Annotated in this window: 19 protein-coding genes; 6 read left to right on the top strand and 13 right to left on the bottom strand. The window is 35.9% G+C overall.

From position 1 onward, the window contains the following. Nucleotides 1-306: 306 nt before the first annotated feature. From OGZ34_RS20150 to truA, 3 genes are all read right to left on the bottom strand, one after another. Nucleotides 307-600, bottom strand: a complete 294-nt coding sequence (locus tag OGZ34_RS20150) for a ubiquitin-like protein (RefSeq protein ID WP_246253169.1) — start codon at nt 598-600, stop codon at nt 307-309. Between the two features lie 228 nt (nt 601-828). Next, nucleotides 829-2,583 carry an ABC transporter ATP-binding protein gene (locus OGZ34_RS20145; RefSeq protein ID WP_173964985.1) on the bottom strand — a complete coding sequence of 585 codons (1,755 nt, stop codon included), beginning with the start codon at nt 2,581-2,583 and terminating at the stop codon, nt 829-831. Between the two features lie 78 nt (nt 2,584-2,661). Continuing rightward, nucleotides 2,662-3,402, bottom strand: coding sequence for a tRNA pseudouridine(38-40) synthase TruA (truA, locus tag OGZ34_RS20140; RefSeq protein ID WP_173964986.1), 741 nt, complete (start codon nt 3,400-3,402; stop codon nt 2,662-2,664). Nucleotides 3,403-3,858: 456 nt separating this feature from the next. On the opposite strand from truA, the gene OGZ34_RS20135 reads away from it, so the two are divergent. Both OGZ34_RS20135 and OGZ34_RS20130 read left to right on the top strand, forming a co-directional pair. Next, on the top strand, nt 3,859-5,775 hold the full coding sequence (locus OGZ34_RS20135) for an SPFH domain-containing protein (protein WP_263361496.1): 1,917 nt from the start codon (nt 3,859-3,861) through the stop codon (nt 5,773-5,775). Nucleotides 5,776-5,978: 203 nt separating this feature from the next. Then, nucleotides 5,979-6,473, top strand: a complete 495-nt coding sequence (locus OGZ34_RS20130; RefSeq protein ID WP_263361495.1) for a metallophosphoesterase family protein — start codon at nt 5,979-5,981, stop codon at nt 6,471-6,473. Nucleotides 6,474-6,480: 7 nt separating this feature from the next. Here the strand turns inward: OGZ34_RS20130 and OGZ34_RS20125 are convergent, their stop codons facing one another. From OGZ34_RS20125 to OGZ34_RS20115, 3 genes are all read right to left on the bottom strand, one after another. Then, complete coding sequence (locus tag OGZ34_RS20125; protein WP_263361494.1) at nt 6,481-7,392, bottom strand: sensor histidine kinase; 912 nt, start codon at nt 7,390-7,392, stop codon at nt 6,481-6,483. Nucleotides 7,393-7,430: 38 nt separating this feature from the next. After that, the gene (locus tag OGZ34_RS20120) at nt 7,431-8,093 is read right to left on the bottom strand and encodes a response regulator (RefSeq protein WP_173964989.1); all 663 of its coding nucleotides are present in this window, start codon (nt 8,091-8,093) and stop codon (nt 7,431-7,433) included. A gap of 166 nt (nt 8,094-8,259) precedes the next feature. Continuing rightward, nucleotides 8,260-8,676, bottom strand: a complete 417-nt coding sequence (locus OGZ34_RS20115) for a DUF4293 domain-containing protein (protein ID WP_173964990.1) — start codon at nt 8,674-8,676, stop codon at nt 8,260-8,262. A 184-nt stretch (nt 8,677-8,860) separates the two neighbouring features. Between OGZ34_RS20115 and rho the strand changes: the two genes are divergently transcribed. The 3 genes from rho to OGZ34_RS20100 all read left to right on the top strand — a co-directional run bounded on the left by rho (nt 8,861) and on the right by OGZ34_RS20100 (nt 12,138). Continuing rightward, a complete protein-coding gene (gene rho / locus OGZ34_RS20110) occupies nt 8,861-10,762 on the top strand; it encodes a transcription termination factor Rho (RefSeq protein WP_263361493.1) in 1,902 nt (633 codons plus the stop codon). Between the two features lie 249 nt (nt 10,763-11,011). Continuing rightward, nucleotides 11,012-11,593 carry a TetR/AcrR family transcriptional regulator gene (locus OGZ34_RS20105; protein ID WP_263361492.1) on the top strand — a complete coding sequence of 194 codons (582 nt, stop codon included), beginning with the start codon at nt 11,012-11,014 and terminating at the stop codon, nt 11,591-11,593. A gap of 53 nt (nt 11,594-11,646) precedes the next feature. Then, nucleotides 11,647-12,138 carry an acyl-CoA thioesterase gene (locus tag OGZ34_RS20100; RefSeq protein WP_263361491.1) on the top strand — a complete coding sequence of 164 codons (492 nt, stop codon included), beginning with the start codon at nt 11,647-11,649 and terminating at the stop codon, nt 12,136-12,138. 185 nt (nt 12,139-12,323) lie between these two features. On the opposite strand, the gene OGZ34_RS20095 is transcribed toward OGZ34_RS20100, so the two are convergent. From OGZ34_RS20095 to OGZ34_RS20070, 6 genes are all read right to left on the bottom strand, one after another. Further along, a complete protein-coding gene (locus OGZ34_RS20095) occupies nt 12,324-13,346 on the bottom strand; it encodes a M28 family peptidase (RefSeq protein WP_173964994.1) in 1,023 nt (340 codons plus the stop codon). A 7-nt stretch (nt 13,347-13,353) separates the two neighbouring features. After that, a complete protein-coding gene (locus OGZ34_RS20090; protein WP_173964995.1) occupies nt 13,354-14,331 on the bottom strand; it encodes a DUF3667 domain-containing protein in 978 nt (325 codons plus the stop codon). A gap of 146 nt (nt 14,332-14,477) precedes the next feature. After that, nucleotides 14,478-15,251, bottom strand: coding sequence for a dienelactone hydrolase family protein (locus OGZ34_RS20085; protein ID WP_263361490.1), 774 nt, complete (start codon nt 15,249-15,251; stop codon nt 14,478-14,480). 102 nt (nt 15,252-15,353) lie between these two features. Then, complete coding sequence (locus OGZ34_RS20080) at nt 15,354-17,546, bottom strand: penicillin acylase family protein (RefSeq protein WP_263361489.1); 2,193 nt, start codon at nt 17,544-17,546, stop codon at nt 15,354-15,356. A gap of 2 nt (nt 17,547-17,548) precedes the next feature. Beyond that, nucleotides 17,549-18,412, bottom strand: a complete 864-nt coding sequence (locus OGZ34_RS20075) for a cyanophycinase (protein WP_263361488.1) — start codon at nt 18,410-18,412, stop codon at nt 17,549-17,551. Between the two features lie 36 nt (nt 18,413-18,448). After that, nucleotides 18,449-18,901 (bottom strand): Lrp/AsnC family transcriptional regulator, encoded by a 453-nt coding sequence (locus tag OGZ34_RS20070; protein ID WP_263361487.1) that lies wholly within the window; start codon nt 18,899-18,901, stop codon nt 18,449-18,451. Between the two features lie 256 nt (nt 18,902-19,157). On the opposite strand from OGZ34_RS20070, the gene rocD reads away from it, so the two are divergent. Beyond that, the gene (gene rocD / locus OGZ34_RS20065) at nt 19,158-20,411 is read left to right on the top strand and encodes an ornithine--oxo-acid transaminase (RefSeq protein WP_173965000.1); all 1,254 of its coding nucleotides are present in this window, start codon (nt 19,158-19,160) and stop codon (nt 20,409-20,411) included. A gap of 66 nt (nt 20,412-20,477) precedes the next feature. On the opposite strand, the gene OGZ34_RS20060 is transcribed toward rocD, so the two are convergent. Further along, nucleotides 20,478-21,875 carry a RagB/SusD family nutrient uptake outer membrane protein gene (locus tag OGZ34_RS20060; protein WP_263361486.1) on the bottom strand — a complete coding sequence of 466 codons (1,398 nt, stop codon included), beginning with the start codon at nt 21,873-21,875 and terminating at the stop codon, nt 20,478-20,480. Between the last annotated feature and the right edge of the window lie 4 nt (nt 21,876-21,879).

Raw genomic sequence — 21,879 nt, 5'->3', positions numbered from 1 at the left:
TCCTTTGTTCATTACAACAATTTTGTCAGCATTTACAATGGTTACCAGACGATGCGCAATGATGATTGAAGTGTTGCCTCGTCCAAAATAAGTGATTTCGGTTTCGTTTATAGAAAAAAAGGGTTTGACTTTAATTAAAAGTCAAACCCCATTGTTTTTAAACTTACACGCTTTTTAGGACAGTGTCTTTTGGTTTCCTATTTTCCTATTATCAGTTTTGAAATCGAAGTAGTGAGTGTGTTAAAACCCAGTTTTAAAATGTATTCAAACACATTGTTATCTTCTCTAATAAACAATTAATTAGAATTAATTACAAGGAGGAGTCCTAAGAACCAAATGTATCGTGCTTTCTTTTAAAATGTTATAGTCGCATACTGTTCTGCCGTCTTCAAGTTGTTTTCCTGCAAATATTAACCTTTGGCAATCAGGAGAAAAACCTTCTTTATCTTGTATTTTAGCCTTAATATTTTCGATAGTATCTGAACATTCAACCTCAATAGTTATAGTTTTTCCAGTCAAAGTTTTGACAAAAAGTTGCATTGAGAATGCATTAGCAGAAAAGGCTAAAAATAAAACGAGAATTAATAATTTTTTTTTCATGGGGTTTTTTTATACTTGTTTATTTCTCAAAAATACTTATTTATTTGTAATACGCAAAATAACATTATTGAGTTATCACCAGTTCACCCAATCAAAAGATATCATAGGCTAAGTTTTGATTATTCTATAGAAGAGAAGCTCTACACGGATGATAGTGAGCTAAATTATTGGCATTATGACCATAGTTTTGGCAGATCCGTGTGAGAGGTTAATTTTTTTATGAAGTAACTAGTTAGCTACGGCAAACTGAGAGTCATATAAGTTTTTATAATAACCATCAGTTTTAAGTAATAACTCCTGATGCGTACCTTGTTCAACAATTAGTCCTTTATCCATAACTACAATTTTGTCTGCATTTACGATTGTTGCCAATCGGTGCGCAATAATAATCGAAGTTCTTCCTTTGGTAATGGTTTCGGTGGCACGCTGAATTAATTCTTCAGAATATGTATCAATCGATGAGGTAGCTTCATCCAAAATCAAAATACTCGGATTGCTTACATACGATCTTAAAAACGCAATTAACTGACGCTGTCCTGACGAAAGCATAACTCCTCGTTCTTTTACATCAAAATCATAATTGTCCGGCAAACTCATGATAAAATCGTGAACACCAATTTTTTTGGCAGCATCCAGAACTTTCTCGCGGGTAATTTCAGGATTGTGTAAAGTAATGTTGTTATAAATCGTGTCAGCAAACAAAAATACATCTTGAAGTACCACCGCAATTTGTTTTCGTAACGAAGCCAAAGTATAATTTTCGATATTATGACCGTCAATGCAAATGGTACCGCTGTTAATTTCGTAGAAACGATTCAATAGATTGATAATAGTCGACTTTCCTGCTCCTGTAGAACCTACAATGGCAACGGTTTGCCCTGAAGAGACTGATAAATCAATTCCTTTTATAACTTCTTCTTCCGGAATATAACTAAAACGGACGTTTTTGAATTCGATACTTCCCTCAAAGATTGGTGCTTCGATCGTTCCGGTATCCTGAATGTGATCCTGAGTGTCGATAATATCAAAAACACGATTGGCCGCAATCATTCCTAATTGCATCTCGTTGAATTTATCCGCAATCTGACGTAGTGGGTTGAATAGCATCCCGATAAACATGGTATAGGAAAATAAGTCCCCAAAAGTTGTAAAATGATCTCCGTTTAGGATTTTAAAACCACCATAAACGACCACCAATCCTAAAGTAATAGAAGAGATAATATCTGCAATCGGGAAAAATATTGAGTTGTATAAAATAGTTTTGATCCAGGCAACTCTGTGTTTGTTGTTGATTTCTTTAAAGTTATCGGCTTCGATTTGTTCGCGGTTAAAAAGCTGTACGATTTTCATTCCTGTAACGCGTTCCTGTACGAAAGAGTTCATATTGGAAATCTGGGTGCGGACTTCTTCAAAAGCGACCTGCATTTTGCGTTGAAAAATTCGGGTAATATAAACCAGAATTGGCATCGCGACTACTACAATCCAAGTTAATTTCCAGTTCATATAAAACATGAAGATAAGTACCACTAGCATTTTCATCAAATCACTGATAATCATAAAAAGACCCTGACTAAAAATACGGGCAATTGACTCAATGTCTGAAACTGATCTTGTCACCAATTGACCTACAGGTACAAGGTCAAAATACTTCATTCTGAAGCTTAGTATGTGTTTGAAAAGTTTGGTACGGATATCTTTTACAATGTCCTGCCCAAGCCAGTTGGCCCAGTAAACAAAATAAAACTGGGAGAAAACTTCCATCAAAAGAACAGCTCCCATTAAGATTATATAAAGAAGTAAACCCTCCTTGTCATGTGTCTTGATATAGCCGTCGACCGTTTGTTTTAGTAAATAGGGACGAAGGGCTGCAAAAATCGAAAGGGAGACAGCAAAAAGAATAACGCCGTAGTAGCGCCATTTATAAGGTTTGGTATATTTTAAGATTCGTTTGAATAATCCGGTATCAAATGCTTTTGCTTTCATTTATTTATTGTGGGCATTAAGCTTTAAGCTATAGGCAATAAGCTTTAGGCATAAAGCCTACAGCCTACGGCTTATGGCCTACAGCGATAAATAATCGTAATCAATTTCGGTTAAATATAATCCGTGTGCCGGTACCGAAAATCCGGCTTTTTCTCTGCTTTTACTGGCGATAATGTTTTCAAGATCATCCAGAGAAATTTTATGCAAACCAATATTTACTAATGTTCCAACAATTGCCCGCACCATATTGCGAAGAAAACGATTGGCCGAGATCGTAAAAATCAGCTTACTGTTTTCCTGTTTCCAGTATGCCTCAAAAATCGTGCAATCAAAAGTATTGACGTCTGTATTTACTTTCGAAAAACACTGGAAGTCGGTGTGGAGCAGTAAAATTTTCGCGGCTTCATTCATCAAATCTACATCTAATTTTTGATTAAAGTACCAACTCAATTCTTCTAAAAACGGATTTTTAACAGTGTTGATGTGGTATTCGTAGGTTCTTCTGGTTGCATCAAATCGGCAATGGGCCTCATCGTGAACCGGAAGAATATTAAAAATAGCAATGTCTTTTGGTAAAAACGAGTTGAGCTTGTGAATCAAATTTGGAACTTCCAACGGGGTTTCAACATCAAAATGACCATACATTTCCTGCGCATGAACTCCGGTATCCGTTCGTCCGGCACCCATTACATTTATGGGAGTGTTCAATAAAATAGAAAGTGCTTTGTTTAAAGTTTCCTGAACAGAAGATGCGTTGGGCTGAAATTGCCAGCCATGATAATGTGTTCCGTTATAAGCAAATTGAATAAAATATCTCAAAATAAAGGTTCAAAGGTTCTGAGATGCAAAGGTACAAAGGTTTTTTTTAAAAAGAGGCTCAAAGGGACAGAGAGGCAAAGGTACAAAGGCTTTTTTAAAAGGTTCTTAGTTGCTAAGGCAATAAGGTTCTAAGTTTTTTCTTTGTGAGGTTTGAGTTTTTATAAGTTACTTATTATCTCGGTAGCTCAAAACTTTAGTGTTTCATAATTTCTAAAACAAAAACCTTTGTTCCTTTGTACCTATGCGCCTCTGGACCTATGAAGAAACTGTTAAAACCCAAAATGCCAACCGCAGTTGACAGACTGAAAAATCGTGTCAGAAATTGACAATTCTAACGATGGAGAAGGAATCAAATTTTAACTTTTTTAGGTAAAAATTAATAAGAGTTAAATTTTAAAATTTTTCATTTTAACAGGAAGTATTTCTCCTATGTTTGTAATACTAAATATTAAAACTATGAATGAAATTACTTCTTATTGGTGGATAATTTTAATCTTATTTGCCATTGTTTTTTACAAATTTATTTTGCGTGTATTTTTCGGAATGGTTATGGTTCCGGAAAATAAAATTGGTTTGGTAACCAAGAAATTTGTTTTGTTCGGAGCTGATAAATCGCTTCCCGACGGGCGTATTATCGCTACAAAAGGAGAAGCCGGTTATCAGGCGCAAACACTTGCTCCGGGTTTGTACTGGGGAATGTGGATCTGGCAATATTCAATTGATATGACCGGATTTACGGTTATTCCGGAAGGTAAAATTGGATTGGTTTTAAGTAAAGACGGGCAGGAGATTCCAACCGGAAGAATCCTGGCAAGAAGAGTGGACAGTGATAATTTTCAGGACGCTACTTCTTTTTTAAACAATGGCGGACAAAAAGGACGTCAGACGGCATTTATTACAACAGGATCGTATCGTATTAATACCTTTTTGTTTGAAATTATAATTGCAGATCAGATCAAGATTTATGAGAATATGATTGGTATTGTGACTGCTCTTGACGGAGAGCCTATTCCGCAGGGACAAATTGCCGGGAAGTTTGTGGAAGGGCACAATAACTTTCAGGACTTTGACCAATTTTTGGACAAAGGAGGGAATCGTGGTCTGCAGCCTCAGGTAATGCTGGCAGGATCGTACTACATTAATACTTGGGGAATCTTAATCGAACAAAATCCAATGACAGATGTGCCAATCGGATATGTTGGTGTGGTGATTTCTTATATTGGAGAAGATGGTCAGGATGTTACGGGGGATACTTTTAAACACGGAAATATTGTTTCAAAAGGACAACGAGGTGTTTGGATGGAGCCTTTTGGACCGGGGAAATATGCCCTAAACAAGTACACGACCAAACTGGAACCCGTGCCAACAACTAATTTAGTTTTAAACTGGGCAAATGCACGTAGTGAATCACATGATTTAGATAAAAACCTGTCTACCATTACGGTTCGTTCGAAAGACGGTTTCCCTTTTAATCTTGACGTAGCGCAGATTATCCATGTACCGGCAAATGAGGCTCCAAAAGTAATTGCACGCTTTGGAAGTATGAACAATCTGGTTTCTCAGGTTTTAGAACCTACAATTGGTAACTATTTCAGAAACTCGGCTCAGGACAGTGACGTAATTTCTTTCTTAAGCACCAGAAAAGAACGTCAGGAATCTGCTAAGAATCACATAAAATTAGTACTTGACGAATATAATGTTAATGCTGTTGATACTTTGATTGGAGATATTGTTCCGCCGGATTCGCTGATGAAAACCTTAACGGACAGGAAGTTGGCCGAAGAAGAACAAAAAACATATCAAACCCAAAGAATGGCTCAGGAACAGCGTCAGGGAATGGAAAAAGAAACGGCAATTGCAGATATGCAAAAAGAGATTGTGCGCGCTTCGCAAAGTGTTGAAATTGCACAGCGTACTGCTGATGCGACCGTTAAGAAAGCAGAAGGTGACGCCACCAGTTTAAAACTGAATGTGAACGCTGAAGCTGAAGCAACTAAAATGCGTGCAAATGCTGAGGCCGAAGCAACGAAAGCAAGAGCAGGTGCACAGGCTGAAGCGACCAAATTGAATGCAAGTGCCGAGGCAGAGCGTATTTCAAAAACCGGTTTGGCCGAAGCAGAGAAAATTATGGCAGTTGGTAAATCGACTGCAGAATCGTACCAATTACAAGTTAGCGCGATGGGTGGCGATAATTTTACCAGATATAAAGTAACCGAAGAAATTGGTAAAGGAAATATCAAAGTAATTCCCGATGTACTGATCTCTGGAAATGGCGGTTCTGACGGTTCTATTAGCGGTTTACTTGGGTTAAAACTTATGGAAATGATGGATACCAAGGATCTAAAAGAAACAAAACCACTCAAAAAAGGATAATAAGTTATAGTCCTGAAAGGTGACTGTGTTTTTTACCGGAACACATAACATCTAATAAATCCGATTCGTTTTTTACGAGTCGGATTTTTTTTAATTGTGAAATTTGAGATGTAAAAAAACTTAGAACCTTAGCACCTTAGAATCTTAGCACCTTTAAAAAAAACCTTTGTACCTTTGCATCTCTGAACCTTTGGGCCTAAATAATGAAAAAAATTCTCCTGCTTTCCGATACTCACAGTCATATTGATGATACCATTCTAAAATACGTTGCTCAGGCCGATGAGGTTTGGCATGCCGGAGATATTGGAGATCTGAATGTTACAGACACAATTAAAAAGTTAAAACCGTTACGTTGCGTCTATGGTAATATTGATGATGCTCAGGCGCGATTAGAATTTCCATTACACAATAGGTTTTTATGTGAAGATGTTTCTGTCTGGATCACGCATATTGGAGGATATCCGGGCAAATACAATCCCAATATAAGGGAAGAAATGACACTGGATCCTCCGAAATTGTTTATCTGCGGCCATTCGCATATATTGAAGGTTATGTTTGATAAAAAAAACAATCTATTGCATATGAATCCGGGAGCGGCGGGGAAAAGTGGTTTTCATCAGGTTCGAACGATGTTGCGATTTGTAATTGATGGTGACAAAATAAAAGATCTGGAAATTGTTGAAATCGGGAAGAAGTAAAATTGAATTAAAGAGGTAATGGAACCTGAATTTTGATAGAGGTTCCTTCATTCGTTTTTGAGGTAATGGAGATGTTTCCTTTGTATTTCTTAATTCGGGCTCTGATTCTGTTCAAACCAAAGCCTTCAACATTGTTTAGTTTTTCGGTTTCAAAACCTCTTCCGTTATCGTGAATTATAATTACAAATTGATTGTTTTTTTCGGATAAGGAAATTTTAGCCTTTTGTGCATCACTGTGTTTTACAATGTTGTTGAAAAGCTCTGTAACAATAAAATAAACCTTCATTTCAAATTTTTCGATGTATCTTTTTTCAGTCGGAATGGCACTTGAAAATTCAAAATTAATATGCGAATTGGAGTTTCTTTCACATAAGTCCTCTAAGGCGTAAATTAGTCCAAAACGAACAAGAAGTGTAGGAACCAGATCGTGCGACATATCTCGTAAAAGGTCATGTGCTTCCTGTAAGATATCCTTTGCTTTCTGAATTTCATCTGATTTTACTTCGTTTTGTGTTGTAAAAGTTTTTATGTGGAGTCCCACAGAAGATAATAAAGAGTTGATATTGTCGTGCAAAAATGATGCGATTTTTTTACGTTCTACCTCTTGGCTGTCAATACCGGCATTAATTACATTTAGTAATATCTTTTGCTTTATGTCTTTCCGCTTTATTTTTCGCCTCAGTTTATTGTTTTCATAGAAAAAATAGAATAAAAAGAACAATAGTATTACCAGTACGATAGATAAGCTGATTATTTGTTTGTCTCGGATGTTTTTCGGTTGGGAGGGATTGTTTTTTTTGGAATTTTCGACAACAGTAATAGTTTTCTTTTCTGAAATCGACTTTTGCTGATTAGCTGCAAAGCTGCCATTGAAAGAAGTTAATAAAGCAAAAAAAATATAGAATCTGAAAAAAGACATATTGACGCGAATTATTTGAATGTGCTTGTTAAAGGGGGTCAGGAATTGATCAGATTGTTTTTGAGTGCATATTTTACGAGGCCAATGGTGCTTTTTAGCTGTAGTTTTTTCATGATGTTTTTCCGGTGTGTCTCTACAGTGTTTATACTGATAAAAAGCTGCTCACTGATTTCCTTTCCGCTGTGTTCTAAGGCAATTAAAGTGATAATTTCGATTTCACGGGCACTTAAAATAGGGTTTTCGACTTGAATGTTTTTATTGAGTTTTGGATTGTTATGAGAGAAAATATTGAAGATTTTTTCTCTTACCGAATCGCAAAAATATTCCTGTCCCTGATAAACAGCTTCTATGGCTTCGATTATATTTTCTCCGGCACATTTTTTTGTCAGGTAACCTTTTGCACCTAATTTCATTACTTCTTTGATGATTTTTAAATCATCGTAGCTGGATAGAATAATAATTTTGCACTGAAAATCTTTTTGCTGAAGTTCTTTAACTACTTCTATGCCATCTTTTTTGGGCATGCTGATGTCCAGCACCAAAATATCGGGATTACTTTGAATGATATCATTATAAACAGTGGTGCCATCCTGTGAATTGCCCACCACTTCAAAATTTTCAACTGTCTGTAGCAAATTCGTAAGGCCGTCAATAAGCACCTGATGATCATCTGCAAGGTGTATTCGTATTTTGTGTTTCATAATTGTTTAGGGACTGAAACGCAAAAATAAAGAAAAATTATCTTACAAAGTTTATTTTTAAGGTTGTTTTGGCAGTTCTGTTTGAAATTGTAGAAAATGTAAGGCACAAAAAAACCCGAATTTAAAATTCGGGTTCTCTTCGCACAAAAAATTTAAGTTTATAGGTTTACCTCAAACGATCTACAGATTTTACAAGATCTTCATCCTTTTTGATGGCCTTATTAGCTAAAACTAATAATACGATAGCAACAATAGGTAGAAACATCCCAATACCTTTCTCTGATACAATGGTAGTAGTATCTCCAGATAAATTTAGAGAACGATATACAAATAATCCCAATAAAATTAAATTTAATATTATGTTCAGTCTGCCCATTACAAACTGATTTTGTCTTTTTTTGTATGAAATGATACTAATAATAGTAAGCATGGTACTTAATCCTAACAGGATAGTGTAATATTGATCCTGCATAAAGTAAAATGCCTTACCATTATTTAAGGTCCAAAGCGGAATAAAAAACAGTAATACGCCTGTGATTAAAAAGGTAAGAATTAAATATACGGTTTGAATTCGTTGTATCATGGTCTAAAATTGTTTTACAAAAATATATTTTCTTTTTTTAAAATACTATTGTATGATTAAATTTTATTCGTATTATTGCATCATAATACCGTAAGCACTTCATACTGCGGTCAATCGAAAAAAAAATATCTACCTATTCTTTTTACAGTATTTCCGTTAAAATAATTAAATTCATAGAACATTCATGTTTGATATTTCTGCATTAAAAGAAATGAAGCTTTCTGAGCTTCAAGAAATAGCTAAGTTAGCTAAAACTATAAAGTTTAATGGTGTTAAAAAAGAGACTTTAATCAGTCAGATTTTGGCACATCAAGAAGCGACTGTAGCGCCGCCGGTTAATCCTGTGGCAGAAGCGGAAATAGTTGATGATAAACCGAAAAGAGCAAGAATTGTTCCAGCCAAAAAAACACCTATCAGTAAGAATGCACCAGTTCTGGAATTTGATAAAGTAGAGGAAACTCCTGAAAAAACCGCAGCACCGGTTGCAGTAACTAAAACTCCGGCTATTAAAGCAAATCCTAAAACAAATCCTAAGATAAAAGGAAATGCAGTAGCGAAAGAAACAGCAGAAGTTAAAATTGCCGAAGCAGCTCCGGAAGTTCAGGAAAATACTGAAAATACAGGGAATACAGAGAATACAACAGTAGAGAAAAAAGGACCAAAAATCGTAAAATTTAATAAGTCGGCTTACGAGAAAAAGGTCGCTTTGCAAAAAGAAAAAGAAGCTACAAAAGAGGCAATTCCGGAAGGTGAAGCTGTAGCAGAAGTTTCGACGACTGAAAAAACAGAAGCACCGGTTCAAACTAAAAAGGTCAATCCGAACCAAAATAAAAATCCGAATCCTAACCAAAACCCAAATCAGAATCCAAATCAGAATCCAAATTCTAATCAAAATGGGAATGGAAATAACGGGAATCAAAATCCAAATCATAAAAATAAAAAGAATAATTTCAGAGATTCAGACTTTGAGTTTGATGGAATTATCGAAAGTGAAGGTGTTCTTGAAATGATGCCGGACGGTTATGGTTTTTTACGTTCATCAGATTATAATTATTTAGCTTCTCCCGATGATATTTATTTATCAACATCACAAATCAGATTATTTGGTCTTAAGACCGGAGATACTGTAAAAGGAGTAGTTCGTCCTCCAAAAGAAGGAGAGAAGTTTTTCCCCCTTGTTCGTGTACTTAAAATTAATGGTCACGATCCGCAAGTTGTTCGCGACAGAGTTTCTTTTGAACATCTTACCCCGGTTTTTCCTTCTGAAAAATTCAAATTAGCCGAAAAAGGCAGTTCAGTTTCAACCCGTATTATCGACTTATTTTCTCCAATAGGAAAAGGACAGCGTGGTATGATTGTCGCTCAGCCTAAAACGGGAAAGACAATGTTACTAAAAGACATTGCAAACGCAATCGCAGCCAACCATCCTGAAGTATATCTTATTGTTCTTTTGATTGATGAACGTCCTGAAGAGGTTACCGATATGCAACGCAGTGTAAGAGGAGAAGTTATTGCTTCTACTTTTGACAGAGAACCACAAGAACACGTGAAGATTGCTAATATCGTTCTTGAAAAAGCAAAACGTTTGGTAGAATGCGGACACGATGTGGTTATTTTACTGGATTCTATTACCCGTTTGGCAAGAGCTTATAATACAGTTCAACCTGCTTCAGGTAAAGTTTTAAGTGGAGGTGTTGATGCCAATGCATTGCAAAAACCAAAACGTTTCTTTGGAGCTGCAAGAAATGTAGAAAACGGAGGTTCGTTAAGTATCATCGCAACAGCATTGACCGAAACAGGTTCTAAAATGGATGAGGTGATCTTTGAAGAATTTAAAGGTACCGGTAACATGGAACTTCAATTGGATCGTAAAATTGCCAACAAACGTATTTTCCCTGCTATTGATCTTACTTCGTCAAGTACTCGTCGTGATGATTTATTACTGGATGAGAAAACATTACAAAGAATGTGGATTATGCGTAAATATTTGTCTGATATGAATCCTGTAGAATCTATGGATTTCGTAAACGACCGTTTCAAGAAAACCAGAAACAATGAAGAGTTTTTGATTTCTATGAATGACTAGAAAGAAGGTGCTAAGATACTGAGGTTCTGAGATAGTAAGATATATAGCTCTAAGATAAAAGGTTCTGAGTTTTAAAGTGTGGAATGCACTTTGAAACTCAGGACCTTAATTATTTTAATTTCTCAGTTAATTAATCGCTCGACTTTTAGATAACTCAGAATCTCCAATAAAAATAATCCAATCCTTTTACATACCGATCGGTATTTTGGTTATATTTGTTTTGAAAATATCTAATGAAAACGAAAAATTATGAATACTTCTGAATTTATATTGGATAAAGTGGCTCCAATTTTTAACAAACAGGGATACATCGGTACCAGTCTGACAGATATAACCAATGCAACTGGCCTTACGAAAGGAGCTATTTATTGCAATTTTACAAATAAGGAAGATTTAGCACTGCAGTCGTTTCGGTTAAATGTCGACTTGGCAATAACACCTTTATTCAAACTTGTAGCAACTAAGAGCGGAAGTTTGGAGAAACTCTATGCTATAACAAATTATCAGAGAAGCTATTATGATTTAGTCAAGGACAGAGGGGGATGCCCTATGCTGCGGGTAGGAGTTGATACAAAATTTATCAATCCATTATTGTTTCAGACTGCTCAGAATTTATCTCAAAAGTTTATTGTCGGGCTGACGAATATTATCAGTGAAGGCATTGATAAAGAGGAGATTCTGCGAACTACGGATCCTTTAAAATACGCGAAAATAATGTTGTCTTTAATTGAAGGCAGCTCGCTTTTGGCTTTTACACATAATGATGAGAGTTACATAACTACAGCAATGGACTTTATAGACAGTACAATAATTGTTAAAATAAGGAAATAAAATTTTTTAACTCATCAGATACCGATTGGTATTTGGTATAATAAATTCAAAGAATGGAAAAAGTATTGAAAACAAAAAAGAAAATCAGATTTCAGGATTGTGATCCTTTTAATCATTTAAACAACGCAAAGTACCTGGAGTATTTTATTAATACCAGGGAGGATCAGATTGCTGAGCATTACAATTTGGATATCTTTAAATATCTTAGGGAAACAGGGATTAGCTGGGTAGTGGCAACTAATCAAATTAGTTATATGCGTCCCGCTTTTACAATGGAAACGGTACTGATTGATTCGCAATTGGTTCAGTATAGCGATAATTTTCTGCTGGTTGAAATGAAAATGTGGAATGAAAATGAAACAGAATTAAAAGCCATTTTATGGATTAAGTTTTTTCATTACAATATTCAGAGCACAAAACGTGCCTCACATTCTGATGATTTGATGAAACTATTCCAATCGGTTGTTGTGCCGGTTGAGCAATCTATTTTTGAGAATAGATGTTTGGAAATTGTTCAGAAATTAAAGTCAGGAGTACCCGCTTAAATAAGAAATCATTGGGATGGCTTATTTAAAAGTTGCTCTATGATGCAAGAATAATCTTTAAGTAATAGGAGAAATAAGTGAGGCTGTCTAAAAAGACAGCCTCCTATTTATAAAATAAAGTGATAACTTAGTTTCTAAGCACCTAAAAAAATCTCAGAATCTTAGCATCTTAGTACCTCAGTGCCTTATTTAATCGGTTTATCGACTACCGGTCTATTCTCTCTATTGGCTAAGTCCCAAGCGATCGCGAAAGCTAATTTTGTTCTTTTGGTCAAAGCGTCGTATTCGATTTTTTGAGGCTCATCTCCTTTTCCGTGATAGTCTTCGTGAACTCCATTAAAGAAGAAAACTGCCGGAATTCCGTATTTTGCAAAATTATAATGATCAGAACGCTCATAAAAATGATTTGGATCTTTAGGGTCATTAAATTTAAAATCAAGGTCTATTTTGGTGTATTTTTCGTTCTGAGCTACCACAATATTGTGTAAGTCGGTTGAGAGTCTGTCGGCCCCAATTACGTACACATAGTTGTTTGTTTTTGCATGATCAACATCACGACGGCCAATCATATCAATGTTGATATCGGTAATGGTATTGGCAATTGGAAATAATGGATTTTCTGAATAATAGCGCGAACCATGCAAGCCATGTTCTTCACCTGTTACGTGTAGGAACAGGATAGAACGTTTTGGTCCGTGTCCGTCTTTTTTGGCTTTTGCAAATGCTTTTGCCATTTCTATGACAGCAACTGTTCCCGAACCGTCATCATCGGCACCATTATAAATTTCGCCCTTTTTTATTCCAACGTGATCGTAATGTGCTGAAATTACCAAAACTTCATCAGGTTTTTCAGAACCTTCAATGTAAGCCCAGATGTTCTCTGAATCAGGTAAATTTTCGTTACGTCTGGCATTTAAGAAAGATGCAGGAATGTGCTGATAATAATCCGTTGCTCCTTTAGGAAACGAAATTCCACTTTTTTTGTATTGTTCGATCATGTAAAGACCTGCTTTCTTTTGTCCTTTGGATCCGGTTTCACGGCCTTCCATTTCATCTGAAGCGACCACATAAAGCATTGTTTTTAGATCTTTTTCTGAAATAAATTCAATGTATTTAGACGGATCTGAATTGTCTTTTGAGGTAACTGACTGTGTGTTTTTACAAGAAAATGCAGTACCAATTAATAACAGGATTATAATTTTTTTCATGTGTTGTTTAATGTAAATTGATAAAGGTATAGAAAACGTAAAAGATTAATAAGATTAGGATGAAAGTAAAATTTATAAACAGTAATGCAATGCTTTTAAAAAAGGAAATCCATCTTGTCTCGCCATAAAAACGGTGATGCGCCGGAAAAAAATAATAAAACATCCAGAGACCTCCAAGGAAGTCGGTTATATCTGAAATCACAGCTATAGGACTATCTTCTCCAAATAATCCAACAAGTCTGCGAATTACAAACAAGATGAACGTTACCAGAAGCAAAAACGAAAAATAGTGTAAAGTGAATATCCCATGATCAAAATAATACCATCTTTTTTTGTTGTGAAAAAGCCATAAAAAGAAAGCAAATAGTGGCATTATGATAAACAGAACTTTAGGAATGTTGTGTACAAATGATTCTGTGAATTTGTTAATTAGTTCTTTTTTGGTATTGTGCTCCTTTACGTATTTTACTTTTTGAACTACCCAGTAGCTAAACGAGTCTAATTTTTTATCTTCGGGGGCATATTTTTGAACGGAATCTACTTCGTGGGTAAATTTATCAAAACCATCTCCGGGTTTTAAATCGTTAAGATTTCCTGTGAAAATGTTTTTTGGAGCTTCTTTCTTGTTGCTTACTTCTAGATTAAAATCAGCTGGAGTTTCCTCTGAATGACCAGGAAATAAAGCAATCATTAAAAAAGTAACAAAACTAATAAAGATGTATAAACGAACAGGCGCCAGATAGGATAGGCGTTTTCCCGAAAGATATTCTTTAGTTAAAGCAGAGGGTTTAAACAAAAGATTTTTGATCGTACGCCAAAAAGCATTTTCGTAATGTGTCAGATCTTCAAAAAAGTGAATAAACAAATGATGAAATGTTTTTCGGGAATCAGTGTTTTCCTGTCCGCAATTGGGACAGAATTTTTGTTCAACAACGTGTCTGCAGTTTAGGCAGGTTTTGTCTTTTCTAATCGGACTGTGTGACATTGGGTATAAATTACTTTGGTTTGATTTTGGTTGTTGCTTTTTGCCCGTGGATGTCACGGATTTAAATGGGTTTATGTTGTTTTTTACGATACGAATTTTACGTAGCACAAATTAATTTTAATCTGCTTAAATCTCTATGCTGTTGTTTATTTTTTTAATACTTCATTTAGGAAAAGCTGTAAATGCTCAAAAGATCTTTTTGCTGCAATAGCATTATAGGCCGCACCCTTTGAATTGTCATTTCCTGCTTCCGGATTTGTGAAAGAGTGTACGGCATTCGCATAATAAATCATTTGCCAGTCGGCTTTTGAATCGCGCATTTCCTGCTGAAAAGCAGTGATTTCTTCTTTTGATTCATAAGGATCGTCGGCTCCATGACAAATCAGTACTTTAGAGGTAATTGGTTCGATCTTTCGGGCAGCATCTCTGGCTAAACTTCCGTGGAATGAAACAACTCCTTTTAGGTTCAAATGTCCTCGGGCAGCTTCAAGAACCCCCGTTCCGCCAAAACAGTATCCTATGGCTACAATATTATCGGCATTAGCTCCGGATTTAACTAATTCCTGTAATGCTGCATTGATGCGTTTTTGGTATAATTCGTAATTCTTTTTGTAATATCCTGCCTGTTTTCCTGCTTCGGCAGTATTGGCCGGATAATTTCCTTCACCATAGATATCGGCAATGAAAACATTATAGCCTAGTTTCGCTAAGTTTTCTGCAATATCTTTAGAAGCTTTATCAATTCCAAGCCAGGCCGGAATAAGCAAAATACCCGGATTTTGAGTGCTTTTTTTAAGAGATTTTGCAAATAATCCATTTAAGGCCTGAGAACCATCGTTATATTTTACAGCTTTTAGTTGCGCATTTATACCGTTAGAAAACAGTATGGTAGCAAATAGGAGAAGGGCCGAATTTTTCATAAGGGTACAATTTTTAACAAATATCAGAAATATTATGTTACAAAAAAACCTCGGGATATATTTCTTCCGAGGTTTTCGCCTGTTGTTTTCTTACAATGAAAATCATTCACCGGGATGATAGGTTTTCTCTGCATTTTTGATGACATCTTCCTTGTAAAATAAGACTTCTTTGAAGCTTCCTTTCTGGTACATTTCGCTTTGGTCGTTAAAGTGTCTGGATTTAGGATCTCCGCTATTACCTCCTGCCAATAGTGATTTTGCTTTTATTTTTGGGCCAAATTCTACAGCACAGACAAAACTGTTGCCATTGTAACCATATCGTTTTTTAGAATCTTTTTGATAGCTGCTTTTAAAGGAAGGTAAGCTTCCCCATGAGCCCGGACCAAAGGCAATAGGTAAACTTGGCTGTGCATCGTCATATTTTAAATCGATGTCACCACTGGAACGCTGAAATCGGTTTATATCTCCCCAGGTCACTTTCCAGGTTCCCCATTTTGAGTTCAGTTCTTTTAAAACGGCCTGCAATTGTGGAAGCATTTGATTGGCGGTTGCATTTTTAGCAAATTTTTTGGTATTTTCTACCTGATCCAATTCTCCTTCATCGACATAAGCTTTTAGTATTACTGGATCTAGTTTATAAGCCCATTCAACAGCTAATGCGGTTGCTACCGAATTTTCTTTTGCATAATAATCCCAGTTTTTTAATATTGAAATCGCTTCGTTCAATTCTGCATATTCAGGATTCTTAGAGTTGTTGTTGTTTTCGAAAATGGTAATTAAAGACGGAATTAAGATTTCGAAAATTGACAATTTGGTATCGTATCCGTCTGCAATTACTTTGTCTAAAGTGTATTGATTGCCTTTGCTGAAAATTCTAACAGCATTTATTCCTCTAAAATTTTCTCCATCTGGCGCCATATATGGCAAGTAGTTTTGTTTTTTCGGACTGTTTTCTCCGGCAACAGAATAAGGAGTTGAGTTGCAGTTTTGCAGCCAGCCATTTACGGGATTGTATAAATGAACGGTTTCGTTTACTTCGTGCAGGCCTTTCCATTGTGTAGCTGAAACCGAACCGTCAATTACTTTGGACCAATTGAGGTTTTTGTCTCTGATTGGAATAAAATTTCCGTGCCAGTAAGCAATGTTTCCTTTATCGTCTGCATAAACGGTATTGTTGGAGGTATTGGCTTTTAAATCCATTGCTTTTTTGTAATCTTCAAAACTGGTCGATTTGGTTCTGACCCAACTTTGGATTAAACTGGTCATCGAACGATTATTTGATTTTAAGGAGATCCATTTCCCATCGCGTTTTGCCATGATCGGACCGTTATTGGTAAAGTAAGTTTTGAATTTTTTTGCAATTAATTTCCCGTTCTCAGTATAGTTTATCGTGATTTCTTTTTCAATAACGGGGATTAGGTTTTTATCGAATTCATAAAATAATTTGCCCTTTTTATCGATAATCTTTTCGGCGTACATGTCGGCAACATCTACATTGGATGAGGTGTGCATCCATCCACAATGGTCGTTAAAACCCTGATAGACGAAAAACTGTCCCCAGGTTACCGCTCCGTAAACGTTTAGTCCCTCATCGCTTGTTACCTGTACTTCGGGTCTGAAGTAAAAGGTAGTATGTGGGTTTATGTATAATATAGCGTTACCGTCAGCTGTTTTTGATGGTGCAAAAGCAAAACCGTTAGAACCTGTCTGAACGTTTTTTTCTCTTTCTACATAAGCTACTTTGTCGGTATTACCGGAATAAAAAGCTTTTAATTCCCCAATGGTAAGATCGGCGGTACTTATGGCTCCGATACTTCCATCTGTCCAGAGTAGAGGGAACCAGGGCTCAAAATGGGTTAGTAGTGCCGGTTTTACTTCAGGATGTTTGTACAAATAAAAGTTGATGGCATCGGCATAACTGTTTAGCAATTTTTTGAGCCACAAAGGAGCTTTTTTATAATCGGCTTTTGCTTCTTCGGTATCTATTAAAAGTTTAATCTCTAAGTCATTGTATAAAACGGATTGTCCTTTTATTTCTGAAAGCCTGCCCAGCTTTTCAATGTAGTTCATTTCAATTCGTTTAAAATCATCTTCGCATTGGGCATAGAGTAATCCGAAAACCGCATCGGCATCTGTTTTTCCATAAACATGAGGAATACCCCAGTTGTCTCTGATGATAGTGACTTGCTGGGCTAGATTTTGAAGACGGATAACTTCTTTGGAATTGATTTTTTGTGCCGAAAGCTGAAAACTGATACAGAAAATTATAGAGGCTAATTTTGGAATTTTAAGCATGCTTATTTGATATTAAATTTTTGTCCGGCGGTATAAATACTCATTTGTAGATTTTCAATCGAAATGAGATTGTTGTTTTTAGATTTAAGGATTCCTTTCGGGTTTCTAACTACGATCACTTCGCTTTCGCCCGCTATTTCAATTTGATTGTTTCGAACGATGATGGCGGTACTTTCGTCAATTCCTATTCCGGTTAAGGCAGGGAATTCGACTAATGCAGAAAGCAATCGATTGTAACGATTTCTTTTTAAAAAGTGTTGGTCGACAATAGCAGTTTTAAGTAATCCTAAGCCTTCAGCGGTTTCAAGATTGTCGTAACGGATGTTGTCAAAGGTTCCGGAATATTCTTTTTGAAGCTTCTGATTTCCGGTGATCATTTTCTCTGACATTACTGCAGCACCGGCGCTTGTTCCGGAAATTGTACTTCCATTTTCATACGCTTTTTGAATTGCTGTTTTGATCGGAGTATTTTGAACTATATGCATAAAGCGTGTTTGATCTCCGCCACTGATAAAAATTAGTTTTGCTTTTTGCAATGAATCTGTTAATCTTTTATTTTGAGCTGTTTCTTTGTTGAAGTTGAGCATCACAATTGGGTGAGGCGTTAGTTTTACCATCTGTGTTTTGAAGAAAATAAACGAGCTGTCCGGTTCTTCGCTCGACATTGGCAGAACGACGATGTAATCTTTTTTGGATAAATCGGAAACACTCAAAACCTGCTTCATTAAGGCATCAGACCGATCACCGCCTCCAATGATAAATAACTTTCCTTTTGGAGTTTGCGCTTGCAAGAGATTAGCTAGTAAAAGAAACAGGACCATACTGTATTTATTTGCAGGAAATCTAAAAAGAGATTGGTTTTTCATATCAGGAAGAATTGGTTAATTACGATGACCTAATTTCTACAAAGAAATATTTCGCTTAAAAGCACATCCTAACTCAATAATCGAATCGGTTTTGGCGATGCCAGGAATGCCGTCGATTTTTTCATACAGAATGCGGCGCATGTGTTCGTGATTTTTTGCAATAATTTTGATATAAAGTGTAAAAGATCCTGTTACATAATAACATTCGGTAATTTCAGGAATTCCTTTTAATTCCTCAATAATTCGGTCAGAGTCGGAATCCTTATTTAGGGTGATTCCTGTGAAAGAAGCCCAATCGTAACCTATGTTTTTTTCCTGGATAATAGGCTTGATGCCACCAATTACACCTTGCTCGATCATTCTGTTAATACGCTGATGCACCATAGTATTTGATATTTTCAAATTAGCAGCAATAGCAGAAAAAGCCATTCTTCCGTCTTTTTCTAATTCTTTAATGATACTAATATCAAATTCGTCTAATATATCCATTCTTTTAAATTGTGTTAAAACTTAAATAGTACCCCAAATAATCGGTAGTACTTTTACATTTATAAAAGTAATTATTTTTTTCAATTAAAAGAGTTTAAAAAACGGACTTGTAATAAGTGAAATTGATTTTTTTAAAACTAAAAATAATTGAATTTGACTTTTAAAATGATTTATAAAGTCAAAAAATAATGTTTATAGCCCGATAATGAATAATTTTTAATACTTTTGTGCTTTCAAAAAAATAAAATAAAAGATCATGATTCATACTGAAAATAGCCTATCGTCAAAATCAGAGGTTTTGATTGAAAAAGAAAATAAATACGGTGCTCACAATTATCACCCGCTTCCTGTTGTGTTAGAAAGAGGAGAAGGGGTATATGTTTGGGACGTAGACGGAAAAAAATACTTTGATTTTTTATCTGCTTATTCAGCTGTGAATCAGGGGCACTGCCATCCTAAGATCGTAAAAGCAATGGTTGATCAGGCACAAAAACTTACTTTGACTTCCCGTGCTTTTTACAATGACAGATTAGGTAATTACGAAGAATTTATAACTAAATATTTTGGTTTTGATAAAGTTCTTCCAATGAATACCGGCGCTGAAGCTGTTGAAACGGCTCTTAAAATATGTAGAAAATGGGCTTATGAAGTAAAAGGAATTTCTGAAAACCAGGCTCAGGTTATTGTTTGTGAAAATAACTTTCATGGAAGAACAACTACAATCATTTCATTTTCGAATGATGAAGGAGCGCGTAAAAATTTCGGACCTTTTACAGATGGATTTATAAAAATTGAATACGATAATCTGGAGGCTCTTGAAAAAGCACTCGAATCATCAAAGAATATTGCAGGATTTTTAGTAGAACCAATTCAGGGTGAAGCAGGAGTATATGTGCCTTCTGAAGGATATTTGGCGAAAGCTAAAGCCTTGTGCGAGAAACATAATGTTTTGTTTATTGCTGATGAGGTTCAGACCGGAATTGCGCGTACCGGAAAATTATTAGCCGTACACCATGAAAATGTGCAGCCTGATATTTTAATTTTAGGTAAAGCAATCTCAGGCGGAGTATATCCGGTATCAGCAGTATTGTGTAATGATGAAATTATGAATGTGATTAAACCAGGACAACACGGATCTACTTTTGGTGGGAATCCTGTTGCTGCTGCAGTTGCAATTGCCGCTCTTGAAGTGATAAAAGAAGAAAATCTTGCCGAAAATGCAGAACGTCTGGGAGTGATTTTAAGAAAAGGATTAAACGAAATCGCAGAGCGTAATGATTTGATTACACTGGTTCGCGGTAAAGGTTTGTTAAATGCAATTGTAATTAATTGTGGTGAAGATTCAGATCTGGCATGGGAAATTTGCCTGAAATTCAGAGATAATGGATTATTGGCAAAACCAACTCACGGAAATAAAATTAGACTGGCACCGCCATTGGTGATGACAGAAACTCAAATTCAGGAATGTCTTGAAATTATCGAGAAATCACTGAATGACTTCAAAAACTAGATTTTTTTTGATTTTAGTATGTAAAAAAACATCCCGCTAAACGGGATGTTTTTTTTGATTTATACATTACTTGCTGTAACCCGGATTCTGGGTGATTTTTTTGTTGGCATCCATTTCCGAGATTGGAATAGGAAATACCAGTATATCTGCATCATAAGATAATAATTCAGATCCGTCACCATCGCCACTTACATCAATGGAGCCTTTTGTTCTTCGGATATCGTGAATGGAAAAGCCTTCCATTGCCAGTTCCAGTTGACGCTCCAATAAAATATCGCCAAGCGTTATTGCGGTTAAATTTTCGGCATTGGCTCTTGTTCGGATGATGTTGATATCGTCAAGCGGAGTATTGCCCACCGCTGTCCCGGCCTGAAAGTTTGCTTCGGCTCTGATGAGGTACATTTCAGCCAGACGAATAACCCCTACATTGGCAAATTGATTAGTAAATTTTAAAGTCAGTAATCTGTCATTTGCAGGATTTACATAATTGAAATTTGCACGATCATCGTTAGGATCGGTAAATTTTTCCAGATAAGGATCTCTGATCGAAATATCACCTCCGCGTCCTCCTTTATCTTCTGCAGCATAAAAAGTAATGGCATCATTTGTTCCGGTTTGTTTTGTAATCTGGATAGCAAAAACATCCTCGGCCTGATCGGTATCATGATTAAAGGCATCTGCATATTTTGTAGACAAAGAGTGTCCACTGTTTTTGATGACATCATTGGCAGCGTCTCTTGCCAAAGCGTAATTACCCTGTTGCAGATATACTCTTGCTAATAAGGCTTTTGCAGCATATTTATCAGCATAAAAACTATTGTCTTTAGGAAGATTAGTGTAAGCGAGATTTAATCCGTCAATGATTACTTTGTATACTTCAGCGACGGTACTTCTTTCTTTTGATAAATCGGCGTTGAAATCATAAATGGCTTTGTCTCTTAGTACAATTCCTAATTGATTATTGGCCTGACCGCTAACGTATGGTTTTGCAAAAAAGCGCACTAAATCAAAATAAGCAAGTGATCTTAAAAAATTAGCTTCACCGATCATTCGGGTTTGTTTGGTCGGGTCTTTTACTTTGTCGATATTATCAATAACAGTATTGGCTGCGTTTATGATTTCGTAACATCTCGAGTAAGTTCCTGTAATGATTACGTTATCAGCAAGCATTTTTTTGATATACATCTGTCTTAATTCTCCAAAAGTTCCTCTAAACCTAAAATCAGTAGTAGCGGTAACACCTGTTGCTCCCAGTAAATCGGCATAAACTAAGATCCTTCCTCCATAAGCATTTCCGTATGCGGCAAGAGCATAGGTTCCGGTGAGTACATTGGTAACTCCTTCTTCTGTATTTAAGGTAATAGAAGCATCTTCTCTTTGTCTTGGTTCTATGTTTAATTCATCTTGACAGCTTGTAAAAAAGACTGCAAAAAGCATAAATAATAGTATAGTGTTTGATTTCATTTTG

Origin of the sequence: Flavobacterium collinsii, from assembly GCF_946903285.1 — a bacterium.
Classification (GTDB): domain Bacteria; phylum Bacteroidota; class Bacteroidia; order Flavobacteriales; family Flavobacteriaceae; genus Flavobacterium; species Flavobacterium collinsii.
The sequence above is the reverse complement of the archived record's forward strand: the minus strand, read 5'-3'. Positions and strand labels throughout refer to the sequence as shown.